General features: G+C 54.9%; 25 protein-coding genes. 4 read left to right on the plus strand and 21 right to left on the minus strand.

Features of this window, described 5'->3' with window-relative positions; genetic code table 11:
- Window positions 1-46: 46 nt before the first annotated feature.
- The 13 genes from rpoS to cysG form a co-directional block, all read right to left on the minus strand.
- Window positions 47-1,039, minus strand: a complete 993-nt coding sequence (rpoS, locus tag F8561_RS03260; RefSeq protein WP_013098493.1) for an RNA polymerase sigma factor RpoS — start codon at window positions 1,037-1,039, stop codon at window positions 47-49.
- A gap of 59 nt (window positions 1,040-1,098) precedes the next feature.
- A complete protein-coding gene (nlpD, locus tag F8561_RS03265; RefSeq protein WP_020883821.1) occupies window positions 1,099-2,223 on the minus strand; it encodes a murein hydrolase activator NlpD in 1,125 nt (374 codons plus the stop codon).
- A gap of 116 nt (window positions 2,224-2,339) precedes the next feature.
- Window positions 2,340-2,966 (minus strand): protein-L-isoaspartate(D-aspartate) O-methyltransferase, encoded by a 627-nt coding sequence (locus F8561_RS03270; protein WP_020883820.1) that lies wholly within the window; start codon window positions 2,964-2,966, stop codon window positions 2,340-2,342.
- Entirely contained in the window at window positions 2,960-3,721 is a 762-nt protein-coding gene (surE, locus tag F8561_RS03275; protein WP_020883819.1) for a 5'/3'-nucleotidase SurE, read from the minus strand. The genes F8561_RS03270 and surE overlap by 7 nt, the downstream gene beginning before the upstream one ends.
- Window positions 3,702-4,751: a tRNA pseudouridine(13) synthase TruD gene (gene truD / locus F8561_RS03280; RefSeq protein WP_014171393.1), complete on the minus strand. Its 1,050-nt coding sequence runs from the start codon at window positions 4,749-4,751 to the stop codon at window positions 3,702-3,704. The genes surE and truD overlap by 20 nt, the downstream gene beginning before the upstream one ends.
- A complete protein-coding gene (ispF, locus tag F8561_RS03285) occupies window positions 4,748-5,227 on the minus strand; it encodes a 2-C-methyl-D-erythritol 2,4-cyclodiphosphate synthase (RefSeq protein WP_014171394.1) in 480 nt (159 codons plus the stop codon). Before ispF ends, truD begins: the two co-directional genes overlap by 4 nt.
- The gene (gene ispD, locus F8561_RS03290; RefSeq protein ID WP_040018909.1) at window positions 5,227-5,937 is read right to left on the minus strand and encodes a 2-C-methyl-D-erythritol 4-phosphate cytidylyltransferase; all 711 of its coding nucleotides are present in this window, start codon (window positions 5,935-5,937) and stop codon (window positions 5,227-5,229) included. Before ispD ends, ispF begins: the two co-directional genes overlap by 1 nt.
- A gap of 19 nt (window positions 5,938-5,956) precedes the next feature.
- Window positions 5,957-6,268 (minus strand): cell division protein FtsB, encoded by a 312-nt coding sequence (gene ftsB / locus F8561_RS03295; RefSeq protein WP_008499609.1) that lies wholly within the window; start codon window positions 6,266-6,268, stop codon window positions 5,957-5,959.
- A gap of 166 nt (window positions 6,269-6,434) precedes the next feature.
- Complete coding sequence (locus F8561_RS03300) at window positions 6,435-6,761, minus strand: DUF3561 family protein (protein ID WP_014171396.1); 327 nt, start codon at window positions 6,759-6,761, stop codon at window positions 6,435-6,437.
- Between the two features lie 58 nt (window positions 6,762-6,819).
- A complete protein-coding gene (cysC, locus tag F8561_RS03305) occupies window positions 6,820-7,425 on the minus strand; it encodes an adenylyl-sulfate kinase (RefSeq protein ID WP_014171397.1) in 606 nt (201 codons plus the stop codon).
- Window positions 7,425-8,849: a sulfate adenylyltransferase subunit CysN gene (gene cysN, locus F8561_RS03310; protein WP_047956030.1), complete on the minus strand. Its 1,425-nt coding sequence runs from the start codon at window positions 8,847-8,849 to the stop codon at window positions 7,425-7,427. Before cysN ends, cysC begins: the two co-directional genes overlap by 1 nt.
- Window positions 8,850-8,858: 9 nt before the next feature.
- Window positions 8,859-9,767, minus strand: a complete 909-nt coding sequence (cysD, locus tag F8561_RS03315; protein ID WP_151887147.1) for a sulfate adenylyltransferase subunit CysD — start codon at window positions 9,765-9,767, stop codon at window positions 8,859-8,861.
- A gap of 9 nt (window positions 9,768-9,776) precedes the next feature.
- Complete coding sequence (gene cysG / locus F8561_RS03320; protein ID WP_153852664.1) at window positions 9,777-11,126, minus strand: siroheme synthase CysG; 1,350 nt, start codon at window positions 11,124-11,126, stop codon at window positions 9,777-9,779.
- Window positions 11,127-11,372: 246 nt separating this feature from the next.
- Between cysG and F8561_RS03325 the strand changes: the two genes are divergently transcribed.
- Entirely contained in the window at window positions 11,373-12,416 is a 1,044-nt protein-coding gene (locus tag F8561_RS03325) for an aminopeptidase (protein WP_032678868.1), read from the plus strand.
- Window positions 12,417-12,470: 54 nt separating this feature from the next.
- On the opposite strand, the gene cysH is transcribed toward F8561_RS03325, so the two are convergent.
- The 3 genes from cysH to cysJ are packed head-to-tail and all read right to left on the minus strand — an operon-like array spanning window position 12,471 to window position 16,738.
- Window positions 12,471-13,205, minus strand: coding sequence for a phosphoadenosine phosphosulfate reductase (gene cysH / locus F8561_RS03330; protein WP_014171401.1), 735 nt, complete (start codon window positions 13,203-13,205; stop codon window positions 12,471-12,473).
- A 15-nt stretch (window positions 13,206-13,220) separates the two neighbouring features.
- Window positions 13,221-14,933 (minus strand): assimilatory sulfite reductase (NADPH) hemoprotein subunit, encoded by a 1,713-nt coding sequence (cysI, locus tag F8561_RS03335; protein WP_014171402.1) that lies wholly within the window; start codon window positions 14,931-14,933, stop codon window positions 13,221-13,223.
- Window positions 14,933-16,738, minus strand: coding sequence for an NADPH-dependent assimilatory sulfite reductase flavoprotein subunit (gene cysJ, locus F8561_RS03340; protein ID WP_014171403.1), 1,806 nt, complete (start codon window positions 16,736-16,738; stop codon window positions 14,933-14,935). Before cysJ ends, cysI begins: the two co-directional genes overlap by 1 nt.
- A 305-nt stretch (window positions 16,739-17,043) precedes the next feature.
- Here cysJ and queD point away from each other — a divergent pair, with 305 nt between their 5' ends.
- Complete coding sequence (gene queD / locus F8561_RS03345; RefSeq protein ID WP_014171404.1) at window positions 17,044-17,406, plus strand: 6-carboxytetrahydropterin synthase QueD; 363 nt, start codon at window positions 17,044-17,046, stop codon at window positions 17,404-17,406.
- Window positions 17,407-17,434: 28 nt separating this feature from the next.
- Here queD and queE read toward each other — a convergent pair whose 3' ends face one another.
- Genes queE through F8561_RS03360 form a run of 3 tightly spaced genes read right to left on the minus strand, consistent with a single transcriptional unit; the run spans window position 17,435 to window position 20,427 of the window.
- Complete coding sequence (gene queE / locus F8561_RS03350; RefSeq protein WP_020883810.1) at window positions 17,435-18,106, minus strand: 7-carboxy-7-deazaguanine synthase QueE; 672 nt, start codon at window positions 18,104-18,106, stop codon at window positions 17,435-17,437.
- A 54-nt stretch (window positions 18,107-18,160) separates the two neighbouring features.
- Window positions 18,161-18,868, minus strand: coding sequence for an N-acetylmannosamine-6-phosphate 2-epimerase (locus tag F8561_RS03355; protein ID WP_025203360.1), 708 nt, complete (start codon window positions 18,866-18,868; stop codon window positions 18,161-18,163).
- Window positions 18,868-20,427, minus strand: coding sequence for a maltose/glucose-specific PTS transporter subunit IIC (locus tag F8561_RS03360; protein ID WP_020883808.1), 1,560 nt, complete (start codon window positions 20,425-20,427; stop codon window positions 18,868-18,870). The genes F8561_RS03355 and F8561_RS03360 overlap by 1 nt, the downstream gene beginning before the upstream one ends.
- 166 nt (window positions 20,428-20,593) lie before the next feature.
- On the opposite strand from F8561_RS03360, the gene F8561_RS03365 reads away from it, so the two are divergent.
- Window positions 20,594-21,418 (plus strand): MurR/RpiR family transcriptional regulator, encoded by an 825-nt coding sequence (locus F8561_RS03365; RefSeq protein WP_151887148.1) that lies wholly within the window; start codon window positions 20,594-20,596, stop codon window positions 21,416-21,418.
- Between the two features lie 359 nt (window positions 21,419-21,777).
- Entirely contained in the window at window positions 21,778-22,887 is a 1,110-nt protein-coding gene (locus F8561_RS03370; RefSeq protein ID WP_134179502.1) for an SDR family oxidoreductase, read from the plus strand.
- A 52-nt stretch (window positions 22,888-22,939) separates the two neighbouring features.
- Here the strand turns inward: F8561_RS03370 and eno are convergent, their stop codons facing one another.
- Window positions 22,940-24,238 (minus strand): phosphopyruvate hydratase, encoded by a 1,299-nt coding sequence (eno, locus tag F8561_RS03375; protein WP_014885045.1) that lies wholly within the window; start codon window positions 24,236-24,238, stop codon window positions 22,940-22,942.
- Between the two features lie 82 nt (window positions 24,239-24,320).
- Window positions 24,321-25,958 (minus strand): glutamine hydrolyzing CTP synthase, encoded by a 1,638-nt coding sequence (gene pyrG, locus F8561_RS03380; RefSeq protein WP_014171412.1) that lies wholly within the window; start codon window positions 25,956-25,958, stop codon window positions 24,321-24,323.
- Window positions 25,959-26,119 lie beyond the last annotated feature (161 nt).

A 26,119-nucleotide genomic window follows, 5' to 3' on the forward strand; every position in this document is an offset into this window, starting at 1 on the left:
AGAAAAAGGCCCGTCTCACGACGGGCCTTTTTTGATGAAAGATTGCTTATTCGCGGAACAGCGCTTCGATATTCAGACCTTGCCCCTGCAGGATTTCACGCAGGCGACGCAGACCTTCAACCTGAATCTGACGAACACGTTCACGAGTCAGGCCAATTTCGCGGCCGACGTCTTCCAGTGTTGCAGCTTCATACCCCAGTAAACCGAAACGACGTGCCAGCACTTCACGCTGTTTGGCGTTCAGTTCGAACAGCCATTTGACGATGCTCTGTTTCATGTCATCGTCCTGCGTGGTGTCTTCCGGACCGTTGTCTTTTTCATCGGCCAGGATGTCCAGCAGCGCTTTTTCGGAGTCGCCACCCAACGGGGTGTCAACGGAGGTAATGCGCTCGTTGAGACGCAGCATACGGCTTACGTCATCAACCGGTTTATCAAGTTGTTCGGCGATCTCTTCCGCGCTTGGCTCGTGGTCCAGTTTATGGGACAACTCGCGCGCAGTACGCAGATAGACGTTCAACTCTTTGACGATGTGAATCGGCAGGCGAATCGTACGGGTTTGGTTCATAATCGCCCGTTCGATGGTCTGACGAATCCACCAGGTCGCGTAGGTTGAGAAACGGAACCCGCGTTCCGGGTCAAACTTCTCAACTGCGCGGATGAGACCTAAGTTGCCCTCTTCAATCAGGTCCAGCAGAGCCAGACCTCGATTGCCGTAACGACGGGCAATTTTCACGACCAGACGCAAGTTACTTTCAATCATGCGACGGCGCGAGGCAACATCACCACGCAAAGCACGACGTGCGAAATAGACTTCTTCTTCGGCCGTTAACAGTGGGGAGTAACCAATCTCCCCAAGGTAAAGCTGAGTCGCGTCCAGTACACGCTGTGTGGCGCCCTGCGATAACAGCTCTTCTTCAGCCAAATCGTTATCACTGGGTTCCTCTTCTACTAAGGCTTTTTCATCAAAAGCCTCTGCTCCGTTCTCATCAAATTCCGCATCTTCATTTAAATCATGAACTTTCAGCGTATTCTGACTCATAAGGTGGCTCCTACCCGTGATCCCTGAACGAGACACCCTGGCTGGCATGCCCCGTCAACTTATCGCTGCGGCAAATACTGCAGCGGGTTTACGGATTTCCCCTTGTAACGAATTTCAAAATGCAAGCGTGTAGAACTGGTGCCGGTGCTACCCATGGTAGCGATTTTTTGCCCCGCCTTAACTTCTTGTTGTTCCCGGACCAGCATTGTGTCGTTATGGGCGTAGGCACTCAGGTAATCATCGTTATGTTTGATGATAATAAGATTACCGTAACCGCGCAGAGCGTTACCGGCATATACAACACGACCGTCTGCGGTCGCGATAATAGCCTGTCCCTTATTCCCTGCGATATCGATCCCTTTATTTCCTCCCTCGGAGGAAGAGAAGTTTTCGATAACCTTGCCGTCAGTTGGCCAGCGCCATGCAGAAATTGGCGAACTGGAGGTCATACTGCTGGCAGTCGGTTCAGTAGAGCTAACCACAGGTGCCGTAGTCGGTGCTGTGACAACAGTCGCAGTCCCTTTATTATTCGGCAACATTTTGTTAGCAGTCTGATCACCTGAATCCTCAGAATACGTAATTACCGGTTGTGAAGCAACCACCGTGGTGGATTTTTGTGCAGGCTTAACGCTGTTATTTTGCGCAGTGACATCGGCCGCTGAAACGGTGTTGCCAGGCGTGAGCGGCGTACCCGTCGCATTGCCCACCTGGAGCGTCTGGCCGACTTCCAGACCATACGGGGCCTGGACGTTATTACGCTGCGCCAGGTCACGGAAATCGTTCCCGGTGATCCACGCAATATAGAACAGCGTGTCGCCGCGTTTTACGGTATAGGTGCTCCCACCGGTATAGCTACCTTTCGGAATGTTCCCATACTGGCGGTTATACACTATGCGGCCATTTTGAGTCTGCACAGGGTGTTCCACTGGCTGAACTTGTGTTGGCTGCGTAACAGGAGGCTGCATTGGCTGAATGGGCGGATTTTGTTGTGCCGCAGCAGTGCCCATTTTAGGCGGAGGCGTGATCAACATTCCGCTGGACGTGTTACCCGAGCTGCTGGATCCCCCCACGGAACTGACGGGCGCAGGTGCATTATTAGAACTTGTACAGCCTGCCAGCCAGAGCGAAACCAGTGATAATGCCGCAACACGGCTGATGGTGAATTTAGGGCTTCCCGCGCTCATTTATCCCCCAGGAATGTGTTAACTACCAGTGACTTAAAATTTACCGTGATGACACGAATCTTTCGCGCCACACCATACGCTGAATTTGCCTTAATAACCCTGGATAATTCTGAGTCTCAGGCCAACTCCCCCTTTACCAGAGGAACAAAGCGCACGGCTTCCACGGTATCGATAATAAACTCGCCGCCACGCCGACGAACGCGCTTCAGGAGTTGTTGCTCGTCCCCGACAGGCAGAACAAGAATGCCGCCTTCATCCAGCTGCGATAACAGAGCAGCGGGAATTTCAGGTGGAGCAGCCGTCACGATGATCGCGTCAAACGGGGCGCGTGCCTGCCAACCCTGCCATCCATCACCGTGTCGTGTCGAAACGTTATGTAAATCAAGTTGTTTCAGGCGACGACGCGCCTGCCACTGCAAACCTTTAATACGCTCAACGGAGCAAACATGATGCACCAGATGCGCCAGGATCGCGGTTTGGTACCCCGACCCGGTGCCAATTTCCAGCACGCGCGAATGGGGCGTGAGCTCCAGCAGCTCCGTCATACGCGCCACCATGTAAGGCTGTGAAATCGTCTGACCCTGCCCGATAGGCAGCGCCACGTTTTCCCACGCTTTGTGTTCAAACGCCTCGTCTACAAATTTCTCACGCGGCACCTGGGCGAGCGCGTCGAGCACATGCTCGTCGCGGATCCCCTGAGCGCGTAGCTGTTCCAGAAGAGTTTGTACACGTTTGCTTACCATTGCGCGTTCACTCCTGCGCGATCCAGCCAACCCGACACCACATCATGCGCACTATACGCGGTTAAATCTACATGCAGCGGCGTAACCGAGACATATCCTTCATCAACGGCGGCAAAGTCGGTATCCGGTCCGGCGTCACACTTGTCGCCAGGAGGACCAATCCAGTAAAGCGTATTGCCACGCGGATCCTGCTGCGGGATCACCTGGTCAGCCGGGTGTCGGCTTCCGCAACGCGTTACGCGAATGCCTTTGATTTCACTCAGCGGCAGATCCGGCACGTTAATATTGAGGATGCGCCCGGTACGCAGCGGCTCGCGATTGAGCGCCCGCAGGAGAGAACAGGTCACCGCTGCCGCCGTGTCGTAGTGCGTGTGGCCGTTTAACGAAACGGCCAGTGCAGGGAACCCCAGATGGCGCCCTTCCATGGCGGCGGCCACGGTTCCGGAGTAAATCACATCGTCGCCAAGATTGGGCCCGGCGTTAATACCGGAGACGACGATGTCCGGGCGCGGGCGCATCAGCGCGTTCACGCCCAGAAAAACGCAGTCGGTCGGCGTGCCCATCTGGACGGCGATATCACCATTTTCAAAGGTAAAGGTGCGAAGCGACGACTCCAGCGTCAGAGAGTTAGACGCTCCACTGCGGTTACGATCGGGTGCCACGACCTGCACTTCCGCAAATTCGCGAAGGTGTTTCGCCAGGGTCTGTATACCCGGCGCATGGATCCCGTCATCGTTACTCAGCAATATTCGCATAATCACCCGACGTGTTGATAAGTTCCCTGACAACACTGGTGGCAAAGCTACCTGCCGGCAGCCAGAAGCGTAACTCGACGGTTACGTCGTCCCACCAGTTCCAGCTCAACTGTTGCGGATAGAGCAGCATCGCACGGCGTGCCGCCTCGACTTTTTCCCGCACCAGCAGTGTTTGTAATGCCTGCATATCAGCGACGGCAGACTGCTCAGCAGCCAGCGCATCGCCCTGCGTACCCCAGTCGCCCGTGCCGGGCAAGGCTGCGGTAATCATCAGCGTTTGAGTATCCACGCGCGACTGCACATCGGCCATTTCTTCAGCCGTTGCCACAAACCAGCTCCCGCGTCCCGCTAATTGTAGCGCATCGCCGACAACAACTTGATTCGCGTCCGGTTTTTTCAGCCGTTCGCTCACAATCTGATTAAACAACGCACTGCGGGCCGCCGACAACCAAAAACTGCGTTTATTCCTGTCGCGAACCGGGGCATCGCTTTGCGCCCAGCGCAGTGCGCCGAGCAGGTTGCTGCCGCCGATACCAAAGCGCTGTGCGCCAAAATAGTTTGGTACGCCGCACGCATTGATAGCGTTCAGGCGTTTTTCCACATCGTCACGGTCCGAAATCTCACGCAGTACCAGCGTAAAATGGTTGCCCTTCAACGCGCCCAGACGCAGTTTGCGCTTATGGCGTGCGTATTCCAGTACCTTACAGCCCTCAAGCTCAAATTTGCTTAAATCAGGCATCGTATTACCCGGCACGCGTGCGCAGAGCCACTGTTCGGTGACGGCGTGTTTATCTTTCTGCCCGGCAAAGCTCACTTCGCGGGCATGAATTTTGAGGAATTTTGCCAGCGCATCGGCCACAAAACGGGTATTGCAGCCATTTTTCAGAATGCGTACCAGGATATGTTCGCCTTCGCCATCCGGCGCGAATCCCAGGTCTTCCACCACAACAAAATCTTCAGGGCTGGCTTTCAGCAGCCCGTTCCCCTGCGGTTTACCGTGCAGCCAGGTCAGGTTGTCGAAGTCCGTCATTGGCTTGCCTTCACCAGCAGCGCCACGGCCTCACAGGCAATCCCTTCACCACGACCGGTAAAGCCCAGTTTCTCTGTCGTCGTCGCTTTGACGTTAACATCATCCATGTGGCAACCCAGATCTTCTGCAATGAACACGCGCATCTGCGGGATATGCGGCAGCATTTTGGGGGCCTGGGCAATGATCGTCACATCCACGTTGCCGAGGGTGTAGCCTTTCGCCTGAATACGACGCCAGGCTTCACGCAGCAGCGCACGGCTGTCCGCGCCTTTGAAGGCCGGGTCAGTGTCCGGGAACAGCTTACCGATATCGCCCAGTGCCGCAGCACCCAGCAATGCATCGGTCAGGGCATGTAATGCTACGTCGCCATCAGAATGCGCAAGCAGCCCTTTTTCATAAGGAATGCGTACGCCGCCAATGATAATTGGGCCTTCTCCGCCAAAGGCGTGTACATCAAAACCGTGTCCAATTCGCATTATGCCTTCTCCTGATGGGTCGAACGGGTAAGATAAAATTCCGCGAGCTGTAAATCTTCCGGACGCGTCACTTTTATATTATCAGCGCGTCCTTCAACCAGCTCAGGATGGAAACCGCAATACTCCAGCGCCGAGGCTTCGTCCGTGATGGTCGCACCTTCTTTAAGCGCACGCGTTAAGCAGTCGTGAAGTAATTCGCGGGGGAAAAATTGGGGGGTCAGCGCGTGCCATAAATCGACGCGCTCAACGGTGTGCGCGATAGCCTGCTTGCCCGGCTCAGCGCGCTTCATGGTGTCGCGTACAGGGGCGGCAAGAATACCGCCTACCCGGCTGGTTTCGCTAAGCGCCAGCAGGCGCGCAAGGTCATCCTGATGCAGGCACGGACGGGCAGCGTCATGGACCAGAACCCATGGTGCCTCACCGGCGGCCTGAATGCCCGCCAGCACGGAATCGGCACGCTCGGCGCCGCCGTCAACAACGGTAATCTGCGGATGATTTGCCAGCGGTAACTGCGCGAAACGCGCATCACCCGGGCTGATAGCGATAATCACGCGCGTCACCCGCGGATGCGCCAGCAGCGCCGCCACGGAATGTTCGAGGATCGTTTTATCGCCAATAGAGAGGTATTGCTTGGGACATTCTGTCTGCATGCGCCGGCCAAAACCCGCAGCCGGCACCACGGCGCATACGTCCGAAAAAGTTACTGCCATGTCGTAATCCTGGGCCTGATTATCGATTGTTTTGTGCTGAGCCCTGATTGCGTTTAGACGCATCCGGAACCAGACGATAAAAAGTTTCGCCCGGCTTAGTCATACTGAGTTCATTGCGTGCGCGTTCCTCAATCGCCTCTTGCCCGCCATTGAGGTCATCAATTTCAGCAAAGAGTTGATCGTTTCGCGCCTTAAGTTTGGCGTTTGTTGCCTGCTGAGCCGCGACGTCATCGCTTACCCGGCTATAGTCGTGCAGTCCGTTTTTACCGAACCACAGCGAATATTGCAGCCAGATCAGCAAAGCCAGCAACAGCAGCGTTAGTTTACCCATCCTGCCCCCTGAAAAACGGCATCATCATCCCAAAACGCCCCCAGATCTTTTTGCCGGGGTAACAGAGATGCCGCAACATCGCGGGCAAATGTACCACATTTTTTCCGCAGAATCGCCTTGCTCAATATCGTCACACAGTTGTTTACGGTTTGAATTATGGCTGAAGTTAGCCCATGAGCCACAAAAATAACAGACCAAACATCAGAACCACCGTCACAATCGTGACCACGGTACTGTAAAGAAGTTTGCCATTAAGCAGCGAGTGCAGCGCAATACCGACGACAACCGCCACAGGCATCAGCGCCAGGAAGAAAGGCCAGGTATAGAGAAAGAAGAACAGCGTATTACCGCCGTAGATAAGAAAAGGGATGCCCAGGGCCAACAACCACGAGACGAAGCCGACTATGGCCCCAGGAAAGGACCAGGTCGTCTCGTCGTCGGTCGCTAACGGCTCCGACCCGGTGGTAATAATGTAGTTCTCACTGTTGCGCATAGCTGATCCTGTGACCGTGACTCATCGTTCGGGAAGACAGCTCCCGAACGATACCGTCTCAGGATCTGATAATATCGTCCCGTCTGAGCAGGTCTAATAATTGGCTTACTAAATTTGTTACCAATTGTTGACCTTCCAGGTGAATTTCAGGCGATTCAGGCGCTTCGTACACCGAGTCAATGCCGGTGAAGTTTCGCAACTCTCCCGCGCGCGCTTTCTTATACAGCCCTTTGGGATCGCGCGCTTCGCAAATTTCCAGCGGCGTATCAACAAACACTTCGATAAAGCGATCCTGCCCGACGCGCTCGCGCACCATCTGGCGTTCGGCACGATGCGGTGAGATAAACGCGGTCAGTACCACTAACCCGGCATCCGCCATCAGGCTGGCCACTTCCCCCACCCTGCGAATATTCTCTTTACGATCGTCGTCGCTGAAGCCCAAATCGCTGCACAGGCCGTGGCGCACATTGTCGCCATCCAGCAGGTAGGTACTGACCCCCTGCTGGTGTAGCGCCTCTTCCAGCGCGCCCGCTACCGTGGATTTACCAGAGCCGGATAGCCCGGTAAACCACAGTACCACGCCACGATGACCGTGAAGTTTCTCGCGCTGCGCGACGGTGACCGGATGAGGATGCCAGACGACGTTCTCATCATGGGCGGCCATTACTTGCCTCCCAGCAGATCGCGCGCACCCCAGTGCGGGAAGTGCTTACGCACCAGCGCATTCAGCTCCAGCTCAAAAGCGCTGAACTCAGAGGCTACCGTAGCCTGTTCATTTGGCTCACGCACCATACCGGCACCCACGGTCACATTGGAGAGGCGATCGATAAAGATCAGCCCACCCGTTACCGGGTTCTGCTGGTAGGGATCCAGCACCAGCGGCTCGTCAAAGGTCACGTCGACCAGACCAATGCCGTTCAGCGGCAGCTCGGTGACATCGCGCTGGGTCAGGTTATTGATGTCCACCTGGAACTGGATACCGTCCACGCGGGCACGGGTTTTCTTACCCGCGATTTTAATGTCGTAGCTCTGACCGGCGCTCAGCGGTTGTTCAGCCATCCACACCACATCAACGGAAGCCCCCTGCACCGCTGCCAGCGTCTCCTGAGCGTCCACCAGCAGATCGCCGCGGCTGATATCAATTTCATCTTTCAATACCAGCGTGACCGCTTCACCCGCACCGGCTTGCGGCAGATCGCCATCAAAAGTGACGATACGGCTGATGGTGGATTCCACACCAGACGGCAGAACTTTAACGCGCTGACCGACCGCCACGGTGCCCGACGCGAGAGTGCCGGAGAAACCGCGGAAATCGAGGTTAGGACGGTTAACGTACTGAACCGGGAAGCGCATCGGCTGGGTGTCGACCACGCGCTGGATCTCCACGGTTTCCAGCACTTCGAGCAGCGTCGGGCCGCTATACCACGGCATGTTCGCGCTCTGGGAAGCCACGTTGTCGCCTTCCAGCGCAGAGAGCGGCACAAAGCGAATATCCAGGTTACCCGGCAGCTGTTCAGCAAACGTCAGGTAACTCTGGCGGATCTCATCAAACTTCTCTTCGCTGAAGTTCACCAGATCCATTTTGTTGACCGCCACCACCAGGTGTTTGATCCCCAGCAACGTGGAGATAAAGCTGTGGCGACGAGTCTGATCCAGTACCCCTTTACGGGCGTCAATCAGCAGGATCGCCAGTTCACAGGTAGACGCACCGGTCGCCATGTTACGGGTGTACTGCTCGTGCCCCGGGGTGTCGGCAATAATAAATTTGCGCTTCTCGGTGGAGAAATAGCGATACGCCACATCAATGGTGATGCCCTGCTCGCGCTCGGCCTGCAGGCCGTCCACCAGCAGCGCCAGGTCGAGTTTTTCGCCCTGGGTACCATGACGTTTACTGTCGTTGTGCAGGGAAGAGAGCTGATCTTCGTAAATCTGACGCGTATCGTGCAGCAGACGGCCGATCAGCGTGCTTTTCCCGTCATCGACGCTGCCGCAGGTCAGAAAGCGCAGCAGGCTTTTGTGTTGTTGCGCGTGCAGATAAGCTTCTACGCCGCCTTCATTGGCAATTTGTTGAGCAATGGTCGTGTTCATGGCGGCTCCTTAGAAATAACCCTGACGTTTCTTCAGCTCCATGGAGCCTGCCTGGTCGCGGTCAATCACGCGGCCCTGTCGCTCACTGGTGGTCGACACCAGCATCTCTTCAATGATCTCCGGCAGCGTCTGCGCGCTGGACTCCACGGCACCGGTCAATGGCCAGCAGCCGAGGGTACGGAAACGCACCATTTGTTTTTTGATCACTTCGCCTGGCTGCAGGTCGATGCGATCGTCATCGATCATCATCAGCATGCCGTCACGCTCCAGCACCGGACGTTCAGCGGCCAGGTACAGCGGCACGATCTCGATATTTTCCAGATAGATGTACTGCCAGATATCCAGCTCGGTCCAGTTGGAGAGCGGGAACACGCGAATGCTTTCGCCCTTGTTGATCTGGCCGTTGTAGTTATGCCACAGCTCCGGACGCTGGTTTTTTGGATCCCAGCGGTGGAAGCGGTCGCGGAAAGAGTAGATACGCTCTTTCGCACGGGATTTTTCTTCATCACGGCGTGCGCCGCCGAAGGCCGCGTCAAAACCGTATTTGTTCAGCGCCTGCTTCAGCCCTTCGGTTTTCATGATGTCCGTGTGTTTGGCACTACCGTGCACGAACGGGTTAATGCCCATCGCCACCCCTTCCGGGTTTTTATGCACCAGTAGTTCGCAGCCGTAGGCTTTTGCCGTACGGTCGCGGAATTCATACATTTCACGGAATTTCCAGCCGGTATCAACGTGCAGCAGCGGGAACGGCAGCGTACTCGGGTAAAACGCTTTACGCGCCAGGTGTAGCATCACGCTGGAATCTTTACCGATGGAATACATCATCACCGGGTTAGAGAATTCGGCTGCCACTTCGCGGATAATATGGATACTTTCCGCTTCGAGCTGCCGCAGGTGAGTAAGTCGTTTTTGGTCCATAACCGTTCCTTAAGCCAGATTCACCACAGAGGAGCCAAACCCCTCTGAGTCTGTTGTATGTTGAAACCAGGCGAGTGTGCTGTGCAGGTGCACCACTTCCCCTACCACGATAAGCGCGGGCATAGGGGCCTCTTTCGCCAGGGTGGCAAGATCCTGTAGCGTACCGATAGCCACATGCTGATCGACGCGCGTGCCGCGAGAAATTACGGCGACCGGCGTGGTTGCCTCTCGACCGTGTTGAATAAGTTGTTCACTGATGTCCGCCGCCTTCATCGTGCCCATATAGATAGCCAGCGTCTGACGACTCTGGGCCAGATGCGACCAGTCAAACGGGGTGCTGTCCGCCTTGTAATGGCCCGTGACAAAGGTCACGCTCTGGGCATAATCGCGGTGAGTAAGCGGTATACCGGCGTAGGCCGTCACTGCGGAAGCCGCCGTGATACCCGGGACGACCTGGAACGGCACGCCCGCTTCAGCCGCCGCCTGCAGCTCTTCCCCGCCGCGACCAAAGATAAACGGGTCGCCACCTTTAAGCCGCACCACCGTTTTGCCCGCTTTTGCCGCCGCCACCAGCATCTGGTTGGTGTCATGCTGCGGTACAGAGTGCTCGCCCGCCCGTTTGCCTACGCAGATTTGTTCTGCGTCACGGCGAATCAATTCGCGCACCCCGTCGGTGACCAGATGGTCATAGAACACCACATCGGCATCCTGAAGCACCTGCAGGCCGCGCAGGGTCAGCAGCCCGGCATCACCCGGCCCCGCACCGACCAGAATGATCTCGCCGCCGCTACTGCCAGGGTTATCCAGCTCATCTTCGAGGATCTGCTGCGCCGCCGTTTCATTTCCGGCATGCATCAGGCTGGCAAATCGGCCGCGGAACACGCGCTCCCAGAAGCGACGGCGTTCCGTCACGCTGGTCAGGCGCGTTTTCAGATGGTTACGCCAGAAGCTCGCTTTCTCCGCCATCCGCCCAAGGCTGGTAGGCAAAAGCGCTTCGATTTTTTCCCGCAGCACGCGTGCCAGCACCGGCGCGGTCCCGCCGGAGGAGATGGCCACCAGCAATGGCGAACGGTCAACAATCGACGGGAAGATAAACGAACACAGCGGCCGATCGTCCACCACGTTCACCAGACGGTGACGGGCCTGAGCCGCCTCTGAAATACGGCGGTTGAGCTCACGGTTATCGGTTGCCGCAATCACCAGCACCACGGTGTCGATTTGCGACTCGTCGAAATCCGCCTCGTCGACTACCCGTACCTGCGCCCCCGCTCGCTGCAGAAACGCGATTTTGCGATCGGCAACCTCACCGGTGCCGACTACCAGCACAGGTCTGTCTTTTATCGCGGCAAAAAGGGGCAGATAGTCCACAAGCTACAACTCACTAACAACAAGGAATAGTGGGACTATAGGGGGCGGCTTAGATCGAATGAAATTACGAATTGGAATGAGTAGTTACTCAATGGAATAACGCCGTGGAAAAGCAAAGATCAAAAAGTGCTTAACACGCGAATTTTCGGGCATTTAAGAGCAATTCAAATTGTGTATGGTCGATCACAGTTTCATACTAGGCGGGTTAAAATTTTGCTCTGTTTTTAAGGACTCACTATGTTTTCCGCAACGCGCCACCGTATCGCTGCCCTGGCGCTCGGCGTTTGCTTTATCCTTCCGGCCCAGGCAAAAAATCAGCCCTATGGTGAAATCGCGAATATGCAGGCGCGGCATATTGCGACCGTCTTTCCGGGTCGTATGACCGGCACGCCAGCGGAAATGCTTTCCGCCGATTATATTCGCCAGCAATTTGCTGACATGGGATACCAGAGCGATATCCGATCGTTTCACAGCCGCTACGTCTATACCTCGCGCAATAAAACAAAAAACTGGCATAACGTGACCGGCAGTACGGTCATTGCGGCGCATGAAGGTAGCGCGGCGGAACAGATCATTATCATGGCGCACCTGGACACCTACGCGCCAATGAGCGACGCCGATACCGACAATAATCTCGGCGGGCTGACGTTACAGGGGCTGGACGATAACGCGGCGGGTCTGGGCGTGATGCTCGAACTGGCAGAGCGAATGAAAGACATTCCAACCCAATACGGGATCCGTTTCGTTGCCACCAGCGGTGAAGAAGAGGGAAAACTTGGCGCGGAGAATCTCCTGAAACGCATGAGTGCCGAGGAGAGGAAAAATACGCTGCTGGTGATTAACCTCGATAACCTGATCGTCGGCGATAAGCTCTATTTCAACAGCGGACAGAGTACGCCGGGTACCGTGCGTAAACTGACGCGCGACCGCGCGCTGGCGATTGCCCGCAGCCATGGGGTGTATGCCACCAGCAACCCGGGCGGGAATCCCGATTATCCTCGCGGAACCGGCTGCTGTAACGATGGTGAAGTGTTCGATAAAGCGGGCATTCCTGTTCTGTACGTGGAAGCCACTAACTGGATGCTGGGTAAGAAAGACGGTTATCAGCAGCGGGTGAAATCGAAGGCTTTCCCGGACGGGACGAGCTGGCATAACGTGCTGCTGGATAATCAGCAGCATATTGATAGCGCACTGCCGCAGCGGATTGAACATCGCAGTCGGGATGTGGTTAAAGTGATGCTGCCGCTGGTGAAAGAGCTGGCAAAAGCTGGGAAAGCGTAGAACAGAACATGTCCCTCACCCTTTGTAAGAGGGTGAGGGAAAAGGGAACAGAATTTACCCTTCGTGCAATCCGCACTCACGCTTGAGTCCAAAGAATCGCGTCTCTTCTTCCGCCATGCCCGGTTCCCATTTACGCGTGGTATGGGTATCGCCCACGGACAGATAACCCTGGTCCCAGAGCGGGTGGTATTTCAGTCCGTGTTTTTGCAGGTACTGGTAAACCGTACGGTTATCCCAGTCGATGATCGGCAGCACTTTAAACACCCCGCGCTGAACCGCCAGCACCGGGAGCGTGGCGCGACTTCCGGACTGCTCGCGGCGTAACCCCGCAAACCAGGTCTGCGCGTTAAGCTCTTTCAGCGCCCGGTTCATCGGCTCGACCTTGTTGATCTCATTGTATTTCTCAATGCCCTCAACGCCCTGTTCCCACAGTTTGCCATACCGCGCCTCCTGCCAGGCCGCGCTTTGCTCCGCGCGGTAGACTTTCAGGTTCAGCCCGAGCTTGTCCGTCAGCTCATCGATAAACTGGTAGGTTTCCGGAAACAGGTAGCCGGTATCGGTCAGGATCACCGGAATGTCCGGACGAATCTGGTTCACCAGATGCAAACTCACCGCTGCCTGGATACCAAAACTCGACGAGAGCACATAATCACCTGGCAGGTTCTCCAGGGCCCATGCCACGCGGCCTTCGGCGTCGAGCTTTTCAAGCTGCGCATTGGTTTCTGCCAGCGCCAGAATGCGATCGACTTTTGGCAGTTCATTTAGGGCGTTTAGATCGAGTACGGACATAATTACCTCTCGTGTTTACTCCCAGAAATCCCTTGCGGGATCGAGCACCGGGCGAATAATGCCCGCACGCACCGTAAAGTCGCCGAAGCCTTCACCCGCTTCGCGCTCTTTCGCCCAGCGCCCGACAAGCTCGTCGATAGAATCAAGAATTTCCGGCTCGGTGATGTTCTCACGGAACATGCGCGGAATACGCGTTCCGATACGGTTGCCGCCGAGGTGCAGGTTATAGCGACCCGGCGCTTTACCCACCAGACCCAGCTCGGCCAGCATCGCACGGCCACAGCCGTTCGGGCAGCCGGTGACACGCATAACAATATGCTCGTCCGGAATACCGTGTTTTTCCAGAATCGCTTCCACCTTATCGGTGAATGACGGCAGGAAACGTTCTGCTTCCGCCATCGCCAGCGGGCAGGTCGGGAACGACACGCAGGCCATGGAGTTTTCACGCTGCGGCTTCACCGCGTCCATCAACCCATGGTCGCGCGCCAGTTTCTCGATCTTCGCTTTCTGGCTTTCCGGCACGCCGGCAACGATCAGGTTCTGGTTAGCGGTGATACGGAATTCACCTTTATGGATCTTCGCAATTTCCAGCAGACCGGTTTTCAGCGGGCGGCCCGGATAATCAAGAATACGGCCGTTTTCAATAAACAGCGTCAGGTGCCATTTATTGTCGATGCCTTTGACCCAGCCAATACGATCGCCACGTCCCGTAAATTCATACGGACGGATCGGCTCAAACTTAATCCCCGCGCGACGCTCCACTTCTGCTTTGAACGTCTCTACGCCCACGCGCTCCAGGGTGTATTTGGTTTTCGCGTTTTTACGGTCCGTACGGTTACCCCAGTCGCGCTGCGTGGTGACAACCGCTTCAGCCACGGCCAGCGTGTGCTCCAGCGGCAGGAAACCAAATTCGCTTGCGGTGCGGGCGTAGGTTTTCTTGTTACCGTGTTCGATGGAGAGACCGCCGCCCACCAGCAGGTTAAAGCCCACCAGCTTGCCATTTTCGGCAATCGCCACGAAGTTCATGTCGTTGGCGTGCAGATCGATATCGTTCTGCGGCGGGATCACCACGGTAGTTTTGAACTTACGCGGCAGATAGGTCTGGCCGAGGATCGGTTCTTCGTCGGTGGTGGCCACTTTTTCCTGATCGAGCCAGATCTCCGCATAGGCGCGGGTGCGTGGCAGCAGGTGTTCAGAGATCTTCTTCGCCCACTCATAGGCTTCGGCGTGCAGCTCGGACTCGTACGGGTTCGAGGTGCAGAGCACGTTACGGTTCATGTCGTTGGCCGTGGCCAGCGCGTCCAGCCCGACAGAGTGCAGCATCTGGTGTACCGGCTTCACGTTCTTCTTCAGAATGCCGTGGAACTGGAAGGTCTGACGGTTGGTCAGACGGATGCTGCCATAAAGGGTATTTTCACCCGCAAACTTATCGATCGCCTGCCACTGTTTCGTGGTGATCACCCCGCCCGGAAGACGGCAGCGCAGCAGCATCGCATGACGCGGCTCCAGCTTCTGTTCTGCACGTTCGGCGCGGATATCACGGTCGTCCTGCTGATACATACCGTGGAAACGGATCAGCAGAAAGTTGTCGCCTTTAAAGCCGCCGGTGAGACCGTCATTCAGATCTTCAGCAATGGTGCCGCGCAGATAGTTGCTTTCCAGCTTCATGCGCTCGGCGTCTGTCAGTTTACCTTCGACCACCAGTGGCCCTGGATGTTTTTCGCTCATTAGTAGACATCTCGCTGATAACGGCGCTCAACGCGCAGCTCACTTAAAAATTCATCCGCCGTTTCGGCATCCATACCGCCGAATTCGGCAATCACTTCCAGCAATGCCTGCTCAACGTCTTTCGCCATGCGATTGGCGTCGCCGCAGACATAAATGTGGGCACCGTCATTGATCCAGCGCCACAGCTCTGCGCCCTGTTCGCGCAGTTTGTCTTGTACGTATACTTTTTCTTGCTGATCGCGGGACCAGGCCAGGTCGATGCGCGTCAGGACGCCTTCTTTGACGTAACGCTGCCACTCAACCTGGTAGAGGAAATCTTCCGTAAAGTGCGGGTTGCCGAAGAACAACCAGTTTTTACCCGGCGCCTCATCTGCAGCGCGCTGCTGCATAAAGGCGCGGAATGGTGCAATACCGGTACCCGGCCCAATCATGATGACCGGTGTTTCCGGGTTCGCAGGCAGACGGAAGTTGTCGTTGTGCTCGATAAACACGCGCACTTCACCGTCTTCCTCCACGCGATCGGCCAGGAAGCTTGATGCCCCGCCCGCACGGGCACGGCCTTCGATGTCATAACGCACCACGCCCACAGTGATATGCACTTCGCTCTCCACTTCGGCCTGCGAAGAGGCAATGGAGTAGAGGCGCGGCGTCAGTGGACGCAGCAGGCCGATTAGCGCATCCGCATCCAGCTGTGCCGGAGAGAAACGCACCATATCGACAATCGGCGTCGTCGCGGCGTAATGCTGCAGCTTCGCCTTATCCCCCACCAGAGGCAGCAGCGATTCACTGCGCGTTAAGGTGGCGTAATTTTCAACGATGTTTGGCGTGTTGACCGTCAGCTCGAAATGCCACTGCAGCGCCTCAGAGAGCGGCTGCGTGTTACCGTCGACGGTGACAGGCTCATCGCCTTTCAGCCACAGCAGTTCGACCAGTTCTTTAACCAGCGCCGGATCGTTCTGGTACCAGATCCCAAGTGCATCGCCCGGCTGGTAACGCAGACCGGAATCACCGAGATCGATTTCAATATGCCGCACGTCTTTCTCAGAGGCGCGACCGGTAATTTTCTGATTAACCGCCAGGCTCGCTGCCAGCGGTGCCTCTTTGGTAAACGGGCTGGTGTGAATATCATTGACTGCACCCGCCGCGGTGACGGCAGCCTGCGCTGGCGTCTCTTTCGGCACGCGTGCTTTCAGCACGTCAACGATGCGCGCACGCCATTCAGCGGCTGCAGTCTGGTATTCCACATCCGCATCAACGCGGTCCAGCAGGCGCTCAGCGCCCAGTTCCGCCAGTTTGCTGTCGAAATCTTTACCGGACTGGCAGAAAAATTCGTAGGAGGTGTCGCCCAGGCCAAACACGGCGAACGCCGTCCCGTTCAGTTTTGGGGCTTTTTTCGAGAACAGGAATTTATGCAGGGCCACCGCTTCTTCAGCCGGCTCACCCTCACCCTGGGTTGAGGCAACCACCACCAGCAGTTTTTCGGACGCGATCTGTTTGAATTTATAGTCCCCGGCGTTCACCAGGTTCACGTTCAGTTTGGCGGCCAGCAGGTCGTCGCGCAGCGCTTCGGCCACACGGCGAGCATTGCCCGTCTGCGAGGCAGAAATCAGCGTAATCGCCGGAATTTCTACCGCAGTTGCAGGTGCAGCAGCCACAGCGCCCGGTTGCTGGTTAAGCATTCCCCAGAAATAGCCGGAGACCCAGGCAAGCTGGGTGGGAGAAAAATCAGAAGTGGCAGCCTGAAGGCGCGCCAGTTGCTCCGGGTTCAGGGGAAGCAAATTTGAAGGTGGGGCCTGTGTTGTCATGCGTCGTTATGTTCCAGTAGCCAAGCGGACTTTAAGCGAATAAATCCAAACTGAAGATAAGGTTAACGGCGAGGATAATAACAATTAAAGAAGGGATGGAAATAATAAATAACCAAATGGACTAACCTGTTTTAGTTATCGTTCTTAACGGTAAAAGCGATTAACTAACCCATTGAAATTCAATCATAAAATAGTATTCCTTTCTCGTATGCACCACGTTGCGGCAACAGAGCCGTTTTAGTTAATGATAAAAATTGTGCTTTCCGGTACTATGCGGCGGTTTTTCCGCATTACTGAGAGCAATAATGTCCACCACACTGTTTAAAGATTTCACCTTCGAAGCCGCCCACCACCTTCCGCATGTTCCTGAAGGGCATAAATGTGGCCGTCTGCACGGGCACTCGTTTATGGTGCGTCTTGAGATAACCGGTGACGTCGATCCGCATACCGGTTGGATCATGGACTTTGCCGAGCTGAAGGCGGCATTCAAACCGACCTACGATCGTCTGGATCACTACTATCTGAATGATATCCCGGGTCTTGAAAACCCGACCAGTGAAGTGCTGGCTAAATGGATTTGGGATCAGATGAAACCGCAGGTTCCTCTGCTGAGCGCGGTGATGATCAAAGAGACCTGCACCGCGGGCTGTATCTATCGCGGTGAGTAAAAAAAGCCCGGAATATCCGGGCTTTTTTTTAGGCGATGTTCAGGTACTTGTGCGTCTGCATCGACAGCCGCCAGTTGCGGGCAATACAGGTTTCAATACACAAGCGCGTGGCATCCTCTTTCTGGCTGATAGGCTGCAGCGCGATGATCCGCTGCTTTTCATCCGTCAGCGTGGCGAGCAGTTCATCCAGCGCTTCGATATCACGCACGCGGCCAACCGGGTGTTTGATCTCATCAGCACGCTCCAGAGCCTGAGAGAGTACATCGTAGCCGCCGCGCATGTTAACTTTCGGCGAAACCGTCACCCAGGTGGTGTGAGAACAGCGCACTTCATGCGTGCCGCTGGTTTCAATCTGACAGCTGTAGCCGTTCTTTTCGAGCAGCTCGGTCAGCGGCGTCAGATCGTGGATGCAGGGTTCCCCCCCGGTAATCACCACGTGGCGCGCCGTCCAGCCCTGACGGCCAATGATCGCCAGCAGATCTTCTGCACTTCCCGCGCCCCACTTATCGCTCTCTTTGGTTTTAGCCAGAATGCTAAACAGCGACACTTCCCGATCTGCGAGTTTATCCCACGTATGTTTGGTATCACACCAGGCACAGCCAACCGGGCATCCCTGTAATCGAATAAAGATGGCGGGAACGCCGGTAAAGTAACCCTCGCCTTGCAGGGTCTGGAACATCTCGTTAATCGGGTACTGCATAGTCATCTCAGTTAAGGGGATAAACGATAAGTATCGCAGATCCCCGTCAGATGGTCATGCTCCATCGGTGCTTTGAGCGCCAATCGCTGCCATAAACCGCGCAGTAATTTGCTGTGGACGGGTGATGGCCCCGCCGACAACGACCATAAAGGCACCAAGTTCCAGGCACCTCGCCGCCCGTTCAGGTGTGTCAACGTTGCCTTCGGCCACCACGGGAATGTCGACGGCAGCCAGCACCTCTTTCAGAAACGCGCAGTCATTGTCCGGTAGCGCATGGCCTGCGGTTTCTGTCGTATAACCGTAAAGCGTGGTCCCCACACAATCAAAACCCAGCGCCTGCGCCGTCACGGCCTCTTCTGTTGTGGAAATATCCGCCATCAGGCGTACCGACGGGTACCGCGTGCGGATATGCGCGACCAGCGTCGCCAGGTCTTCGCCGCCAGGGCGCTGTCGCGCAGTCGCATCCAGGGCAATGATTTCCGGAGAAACCGTCATCAGCTCATCCACTTCTTTCATCGTGGCGGTGATAAACACCTCACTATCCGGATAATCGCGTTTGATGATGCCGATAACCGGCAGCGCTACCTGCTGCTTGATGGCTTCGATATCCACCACGCTATTGGCACGGATCGCTGCCGCCCCACCCTGCGCGGCGGCCAGCGCCATTCGTGACATAATAAACGCGCTATGCAGAGGTTCATTCTCCAGCGCCTGGCAGGAGACGACCAATTTTCCCTTCAGGTTATCCAGTACAGTTTTCATTACGATAAGATCTCTTCCACTTCGTTTTTAATAATCGTGACATGCGGCCCATAAATGACCTGAACACCGTTGCCGCGGACGATAACGCCGCGTGCGCCGGTCGCTTTCAGCGCCGATTCATTCACTTTGCTGCCATCCTTCACCGTGACGCGAAGACGCGTCGCGCAGCAGTCCACCTCTTCGAGATTGTCTTTGCCACCTAACCCGGCGATCACTGCAACGGCACGCTCGCTCTGCGAAAAGGTCACTTCATCCGCCATCGCCTCTTTCTCACGCCCCGGCGTGGCAAAATCAAAGCGATTAATCAGATAACGGAACGTAAAGTAATAAAGGAAGAACCACGGCACCCCTACCAGCGGTACGAACATCCAGTGGGTTTTGGCCTCGCCCTGGAGAATGCCGAACAGCACGAAGTCGATAAAACCGCCTGAGAAGGTTTGCCCGATAGTGATGTGTAAAATATGGGCGAGCATAAACGCCAGCCCGTCAAACAGGGCGTGAATGACGTACAGCACAGGAGCAACAAAAAGGAATGAGAACTCAATAGGTTCAGTAATCCCCGTCAGGAACGAGGTCAATGCCGCCGAAAGTAACAGCCCCGCGACGCGTTTTTTGTTCTCCGGCTTTGCCGTGTGGTACATCGCGAGGCAGGCACCCAGCAGACCAAACATCATCGTGATGAAGCGTCCGGACATGAAGCGCGACGTGCCTTCATAAAACTGGCGTGTTGTCGGGTCAGCAAGCTGGGCGAAGAAGATCCGCTGTGTACCTTCGACAAGCTGACCGTTAACGATCTCGCTGCCGCCAAGCGCTGTCGTCCAGAAGGGAAGATAGAAGATGTGGTGTAAACCAAACGGCCCGAGCATGCGCAAAATGAAACCGTACAGCATCGTCCCCAGATAACCGGTGGCATCCACAAGCCCGCCCAGACCGAAGATCAGCTTCTGGAAATGCGGCCAGATGACGGTCATTAATGCCCCGACAAGTATTGCCGCCAGCGAGCTGACGATCGGTACAAAACGTGAACCGCCAAAAAAACCCAGGAACTGCGGAAGCGCGATCTTATTGAACCGATGATGTAACGCGCAGGTCACGAGCCCGATGACGACTCCACCAAATACGCCGGTTTCCAGCGTCTGGATCCCTAGCGTCATTCCCTGCCCTACGGCACCCGGGTTCTCAAGCGCCAGTTTTCCGGTCAGGATCAGCAGCGCATTGATGGTGGCATTCATCACCAGAAAAGCGAGCAATGCCGCCAGCCCTGCGGTTCCTTTATCATTTTTTGCCAGCCCGACGGCGACCCCAACAGCAAACAGCACCGAGAGGTTGGCGAACACAATCGAACCGGCACTGCTCATAATGGTAAAGATGGCCTGTAGCCACGCAACATCTAAAAACGGGTAGGCCGTGAGGGTATTGGGATTTGATAACGCGCCTCCAATCCCCAGCAACAAACCCGCCGCGGGCAAGACGGCGATGGGCAACATAAATGATTTGCCAAAGCGCTGCGCTTTCTCAAACCATCCGCCAGAAGAAGCCCCACTGAACATTTGCATCATTTTTTCATCCCCTCGTGTATAGATGAAAATTTTTGCCACATTAATTATTAATAGTGAAAATTATCATCAATAACCAGGAGGACGATCATACTTTTTCGAAATGACTGGCATCTTTCCCCCGCTTTCCGCCACACTAGTCGACAGAAGAATGCATTAAGGATCTCGCATGTCAGACCATGAAAACCTGCTGCTGAAGCTACGCCAGGAGGCTTCCGGGTACAGCCCAACGCAACGAAAACTGGGTGAGTTTGTCCTCAACGATCCTGCCCGGGTGCTTTACCTGACGATCACTGAGCTGGCGCGCGAAAGTCATACCAGCGAGGCCAGCGTGACGCGTCTTTGCCGCACGCTGGGCTGTAAGGGGTACACGGAATTCAAAATGGCGCTTGCGCTGGACATTCAGCAGGGTCAGCCAGAGCGTCAGGCCGGAGATGAAATTGATAGCGTAGTGGAAGAGTCTGTACAGGCTCTGCAGGATACCGCCAGACTGCTCGACAGAGCGCTGCTGGAAAAGGCGGCGCAGGCGCTGCATCAGGCGCAGTCAGTCCAGATTTATGGGGTCGCTGCCAGTGCGATCCTCGGCGAGTATCTGCATTATAAGCTGTTGCGCCTGGGCAAACCTGTGCAGCTCTTCAGCGATATGCACCGTGCAGCCATGAATGCGACCACCCTCTCTAAAGCGTCGCTGGTGGTAGCCATCTCCAGTTCAGGCTCAACGCGGGATTTACTTCACGTCGTAAAACTTGCCCGCAAACGTGGCGTCCCCGTGCTGGCGCTCAGCAATACGCCGCGTAACCCGCTGGCGTCCCTTAGCGATATGCTACTGGTTGCAGCCAAACCCGAGGGGCCGCTTAGCGCAGGCGCACTCAATGCCAAAGTGGGCGTTATGTTGTTGGTCGAGTTGCTTACCCACTCCCTTATTGCAATAGACGGTCATTACGGCGAGGTCAGCCAACAAACCGCCAGCGCAACGCTTCCGCTGTTGCTGTAAAAAACCTTCGCAGGCTATATATCAATAGCCTGCGAGTTCGTTATTTTAAGTGTACTTAAGCATCCGTTAAATTATTTACCGCATCAATGAATGATGTTACAAAGTATTTTTATAATTACATTTTGACTTAATATTCCCACGACACAGGAAGTGCATTTATGATATATAAATCAGCAAGTTAAAATAAATATCTTGATAGATTGAATTTTCTTCCCTCCTGCAATGTCCAATCTCATCCCCTGAATTCCTTACCTTAAAATAAGCTTAAGAAACGGTAAGGCTGGCCATTTTTTTATTTAAACGCCGTTTACTTTCGCCCGCCTACAATCCGCCTCATCAATCATAATGAGACGGTATCAATGAAAACCTTACTGATTACAGGCGTGACCGGATTTCTGGGTGGTGCAGTACTTGAAAAAATCCTGACCGGCGAAAGCGCCGTAAATTTACTTCTGCTTGCGCGCGCCAGTGACCCGCAAGGTGGGCTGGCGCGAGTGCAGGAGAATATGCGTAAGTTCAACGTGCCTGAGCATGCACTGGCCTCGCTGAGCGTGGAGAATATCCTCATTGGCGATCTCAGCCAGCCGGAAGTCTTCCTGAACGATCCGCGCCTTGAACAGGTGACGCATGTCGTTAACTGCGCGGCCGTCGCGTCATTTGGCAACAATCCGCTTATCTGGAAGGTGAACGTCGAGGGAACCCTGGCGCTGGCGCGCCGCATGGAACGGGTGTCGACCCTACAGCGCTTCCTGCACGTTGGCACGGCGATGTCCTGCACGCCGGAGCAGGATTCGCTGGTCGCCGAAAGCGCAGAATTCAGAGAGAACGCCGAGCATCTGGTGGAATATACCTATTCGAAATCCACCATTGAACAGCTGATGCGCCAGCACTGTCCTGATCTGCCGCTGCTCATCGCCCGCCCGTCCATCGTCGTCGGCCATACCCGTCACGGCTGCACGCCTTCAAGCAGTATTTTCTGGGTCTTTAGCATGGGGTTAATGCTGCAAAAATTCATGTGTTCGATGGAAGACAAAATCGATGTCGTTCCGGTGGACTATTGTGCCGACGCGCTGTTAATGCTGCTTACCAGTGATGCACGTTCAGGGGAAGTGGTACATATTTCTGCCGGGGAAGAGAACAGCGTTCGCTTTGCTGATATTGATAAGGCAATGGCGCAGGCGCTGGAGAAAGCCCCTGTCGGAGATCGATACGCTCAGGTGAGTTACGAAACGCTGGTCAGAATGCGCCGCGAACTGAAGGATATTTTTGGGCCGTGCAACGAGCGCCTGATGCTGAAAGCAATGCGTTTATACGGTGCTTTTGCCACACTCAACGTGCGCTTCAGCAATGATAAGCTGCTTAGCATGGGCATGCCTAAGCCACCCCGCTTTACGGACTATATTGCCCGCTGCGTGCAAACCACTCAGGGGCTGACCATTCCGGAACAAATGGCGGTCGATTTTAAATAGCCAAAAAAAATGCCAGTCTTGCGACTGGCATTTTCATTTTAAGGCTTAGCGATTATGCCTGGCCTTTGATCTCTTTACGACCGTTGTATGGTGCTTTTTCGCCCAGTGCTTCTTCGATACGAATCAGCTGGTTGTATTTAGCAACACGGTCAGAACGGCTCATAGAACCGGTCTTGATCTGGCCAGCCGCGGTACCAACAGCCAGGTCAGCGATGGTAGCGTCTTCAGTTTCGCCAGAACGGTGAGAGATAACAGCGGTGTAGCCAGCGTCTTTCGCCATTTTGATCGCAGCCAACGTTTCGGTCAGAGAACCGATCTGGTTGAATTTGATCAGGATGGAGTTAACGATGCCTTTCTCGATGCCTTCTTTCAGGATCTTGGTGTTGGTTACGAACAGGTCGTCACCCACCAGCTGGATTTTGTCGCCCAGTACTTTAGTCTGGTATGCGAAGCCATCCCAGTCAGACTCGTCCAGACCGTCTTCGATAGAAACGATTGGGTACTGTTTGGTCAGGTCTTCCAGGAAGTGAGTGAACTCTTCAGAGGTGAACGCTTTGTTGCCTTCGCCAGCCAGAACGTATTTACCGTCTTTGTAGAATTCAGACGCTGCACAGTCCATCGCCAGAGTGATGTCTTTGCCCAGCTCGTAGCCTGCTGCTTTAACCGCTTCAGCGATAACAGCCAGTGCTTCTGCGTTAGAACCCAGGTTTGGCGCATAGCCACCTTCGTCACCAACAGCCGTGTTCATACCTTTAGCTTTCAGAACTTTAGCCAGGTTGTGGAACACTTCAGAACCCATACGTACTGCTTCTTTCAGGGATTTCGCGCCAACTGGCTGAATCATAAATTCCTGAATATCAACGTTGTTGTCTGCGTGCTCACCACCGTTGATGATGTTCATCATCGGTACAGGCATGGAGTATTTGCCTGGAGTGCCGTTCAGTTCAGCGATGTGTTCGAACAGTGGCATACCTTTAGCAGCCGCTGCAGCTTTGGCGTTCGCCAGGGAAACGGCCAGGATTGCGTTAGCACCGAAGTTAGATTTGTTTTCAGTACCGTCCAGATCGATCATGATCTTGTCGATGCCAGCCTGGTCTTTAGCGTCTTTGCCAATGATTGCCTGAGCAATAGGGCCGTTTACGGCGCCAACAGCTTTCAGTACGCCTTTGCCCATGAAACGGGATTTGTCGCCATCGCGCAGTTCCAGCGCTTCGCGGGAACCAGTAGAAGCACCTGACGGAGCAGCTGCCATACCGACGAAACCACCTTCCAGGTGAACTTCGGCTTCAACGGTCGGGTTACCACGGGAGTCGATGATTTCACGACCGATGACTTTAACGATTTTGGACATTAGATTTTCCTCAGTACAAGTTAAACTAAAACTCCAGACAAACAACGCGTACCAGGGGTACGCGTTGCCGTTCTAACTTTTTTTACTTCGCCTGACGCTTCTGGTAATCGCTGGCGGCTTTCACAAAGCCTGCAAACAGCGGATGCCCGTCACGTGGCGTTGAAGTAAATTCCGGGTGGAACTGGCAGGCGACAAACCACGGATGGTTTGGCACTTCGATGATCTCGACTAACTGATCATCCCCGGAGCGGCCCGCAACACGCAGACCCGCAGCTTCAATTTGTTTCAACAACATGTTGTTGACTTCATAGCGGTGACGATGACGTTCGGTGATAACCGGCTCGCCATACAGCTTGCGAACGACGCTATCGTCGGACAGCTGGCAGGCCTGTGCGCCAAGACGCATCGTGCCACCCAGGTCGCTCTTCTCGGTACGGACTTCGACGTTACCTTCTTCGTCGCGCCATTCAGTGATAAGCGCCACGACAGGGTACTTACAGTCTGGCACAAATTCCGTAGAGTTCGCGTTTTCCATTCCCGCTACGTTGCGCGCAAATTCGATCAGCGCAACCTGCATACCCAGGCAGATACCGAGGTATGGAATATTGTTTTCACGCGCATAGCGTGCGGTGGCGATCTTGCCTTCTACACCACGGTAGCCGAAGCCGCCAGGGATAAGGATCGCATCCAAATCTTTCAGAATTTCAACGCCACGCGTTTCAACATCCTGCGAATCAATCAGCTTGATGTTAACGGAGACGCGGTTCTTCAGACCACCGTGCTTCAGCGCTTCGATAACCGACTTATAGGCATCTGGCAGTTCAATGTACTTGCCAACCATGCCGATAGTCACTTCGCCAGCCGGATTCGCTTCTTCGTAAATAACCTGTTCCCATTCAGACAGGTTAGCTTCCGGACAGTTCAAGCTGAATCGTTTACAAATATAATCGTCCAGGCCCTGTGATTTCAACAGGCCCGGGATTTTATAAATGGAATCGACATCTTTCATTGAAATAACGGCTTTTTCCGGCACGTTACAGAACAATGCAATTTTCGCGCGTTCGTTCGCCGGAACCGCGCGATCGGAACGGCAAACCAGGATGTCTGGCTGAATACCGATGGAGAGCAACTCTTTAACGGAGTGCTGAGTAGGTTTGGTTTTCACTTCACCTGCGGCTGCCATGTAAGGCACCAGCGTCAGGTGCATGAACAGCGCGTTTTCACGGCCAATATCAACCGCCAGCTGACGAATCGCTTCCAGGAATGGCAGGGATTCGATATCACCCACGGTACCGCCGATTTCAACCAGCACCACGTCGTGGCCTTCACCGCCCGCAATAATGCGTTCTTTGATAGCGTTAGTGATGTGTGGGATAACCTGAACGGTAGCACCAAGATAATCACCACGGCGCTCTTTACGCAGAACGTCGGAGTAGATGCGGCCTGTCGTGAAGTTGTTACGACGGGTCATTTTAGTGCGGATGAAACGCTCGTAGTGGCCAAGATCCAGATCGGTTTCAGCGCCGTCTTCAGTAACGAACACTTCCCCGTGTTGGATTGGACTCATGGTACCCGGATCGACGTTGATGTACGGATCCAGTTTCATCATGGTCACATTGAGGCCACGGGCTTCAAGAATGGCTGCGAGGGAGGCTGCGGCAATGCCTTTACCCAGAGAGGATACGACCCCGCCGGTCACAAAAATATAGTTCGTTGTCATGCTGAACCTGAGAAGTTAGGGTGAAACGATGGAATAACCAGGACGGGAAAGTAGTATACCCGAACACGGCGAGCGCCACAAACTTTCATTCTCCGTCTCCTGTCCAGCCAATGACAAACATAAGGAGTGAGAAAATAGCCCCTTTTGGGTAAATGTTTTTG

The organism is Enterobacter sp. 198 (assembly GCF_009025585.1).
Lineage (GTDB): Bacteria > Pseudomonadota > Gammaproteobacteria > Enterobacterales > Enterobacteriaceae > Enterobacter > Enterobacter ludwigii.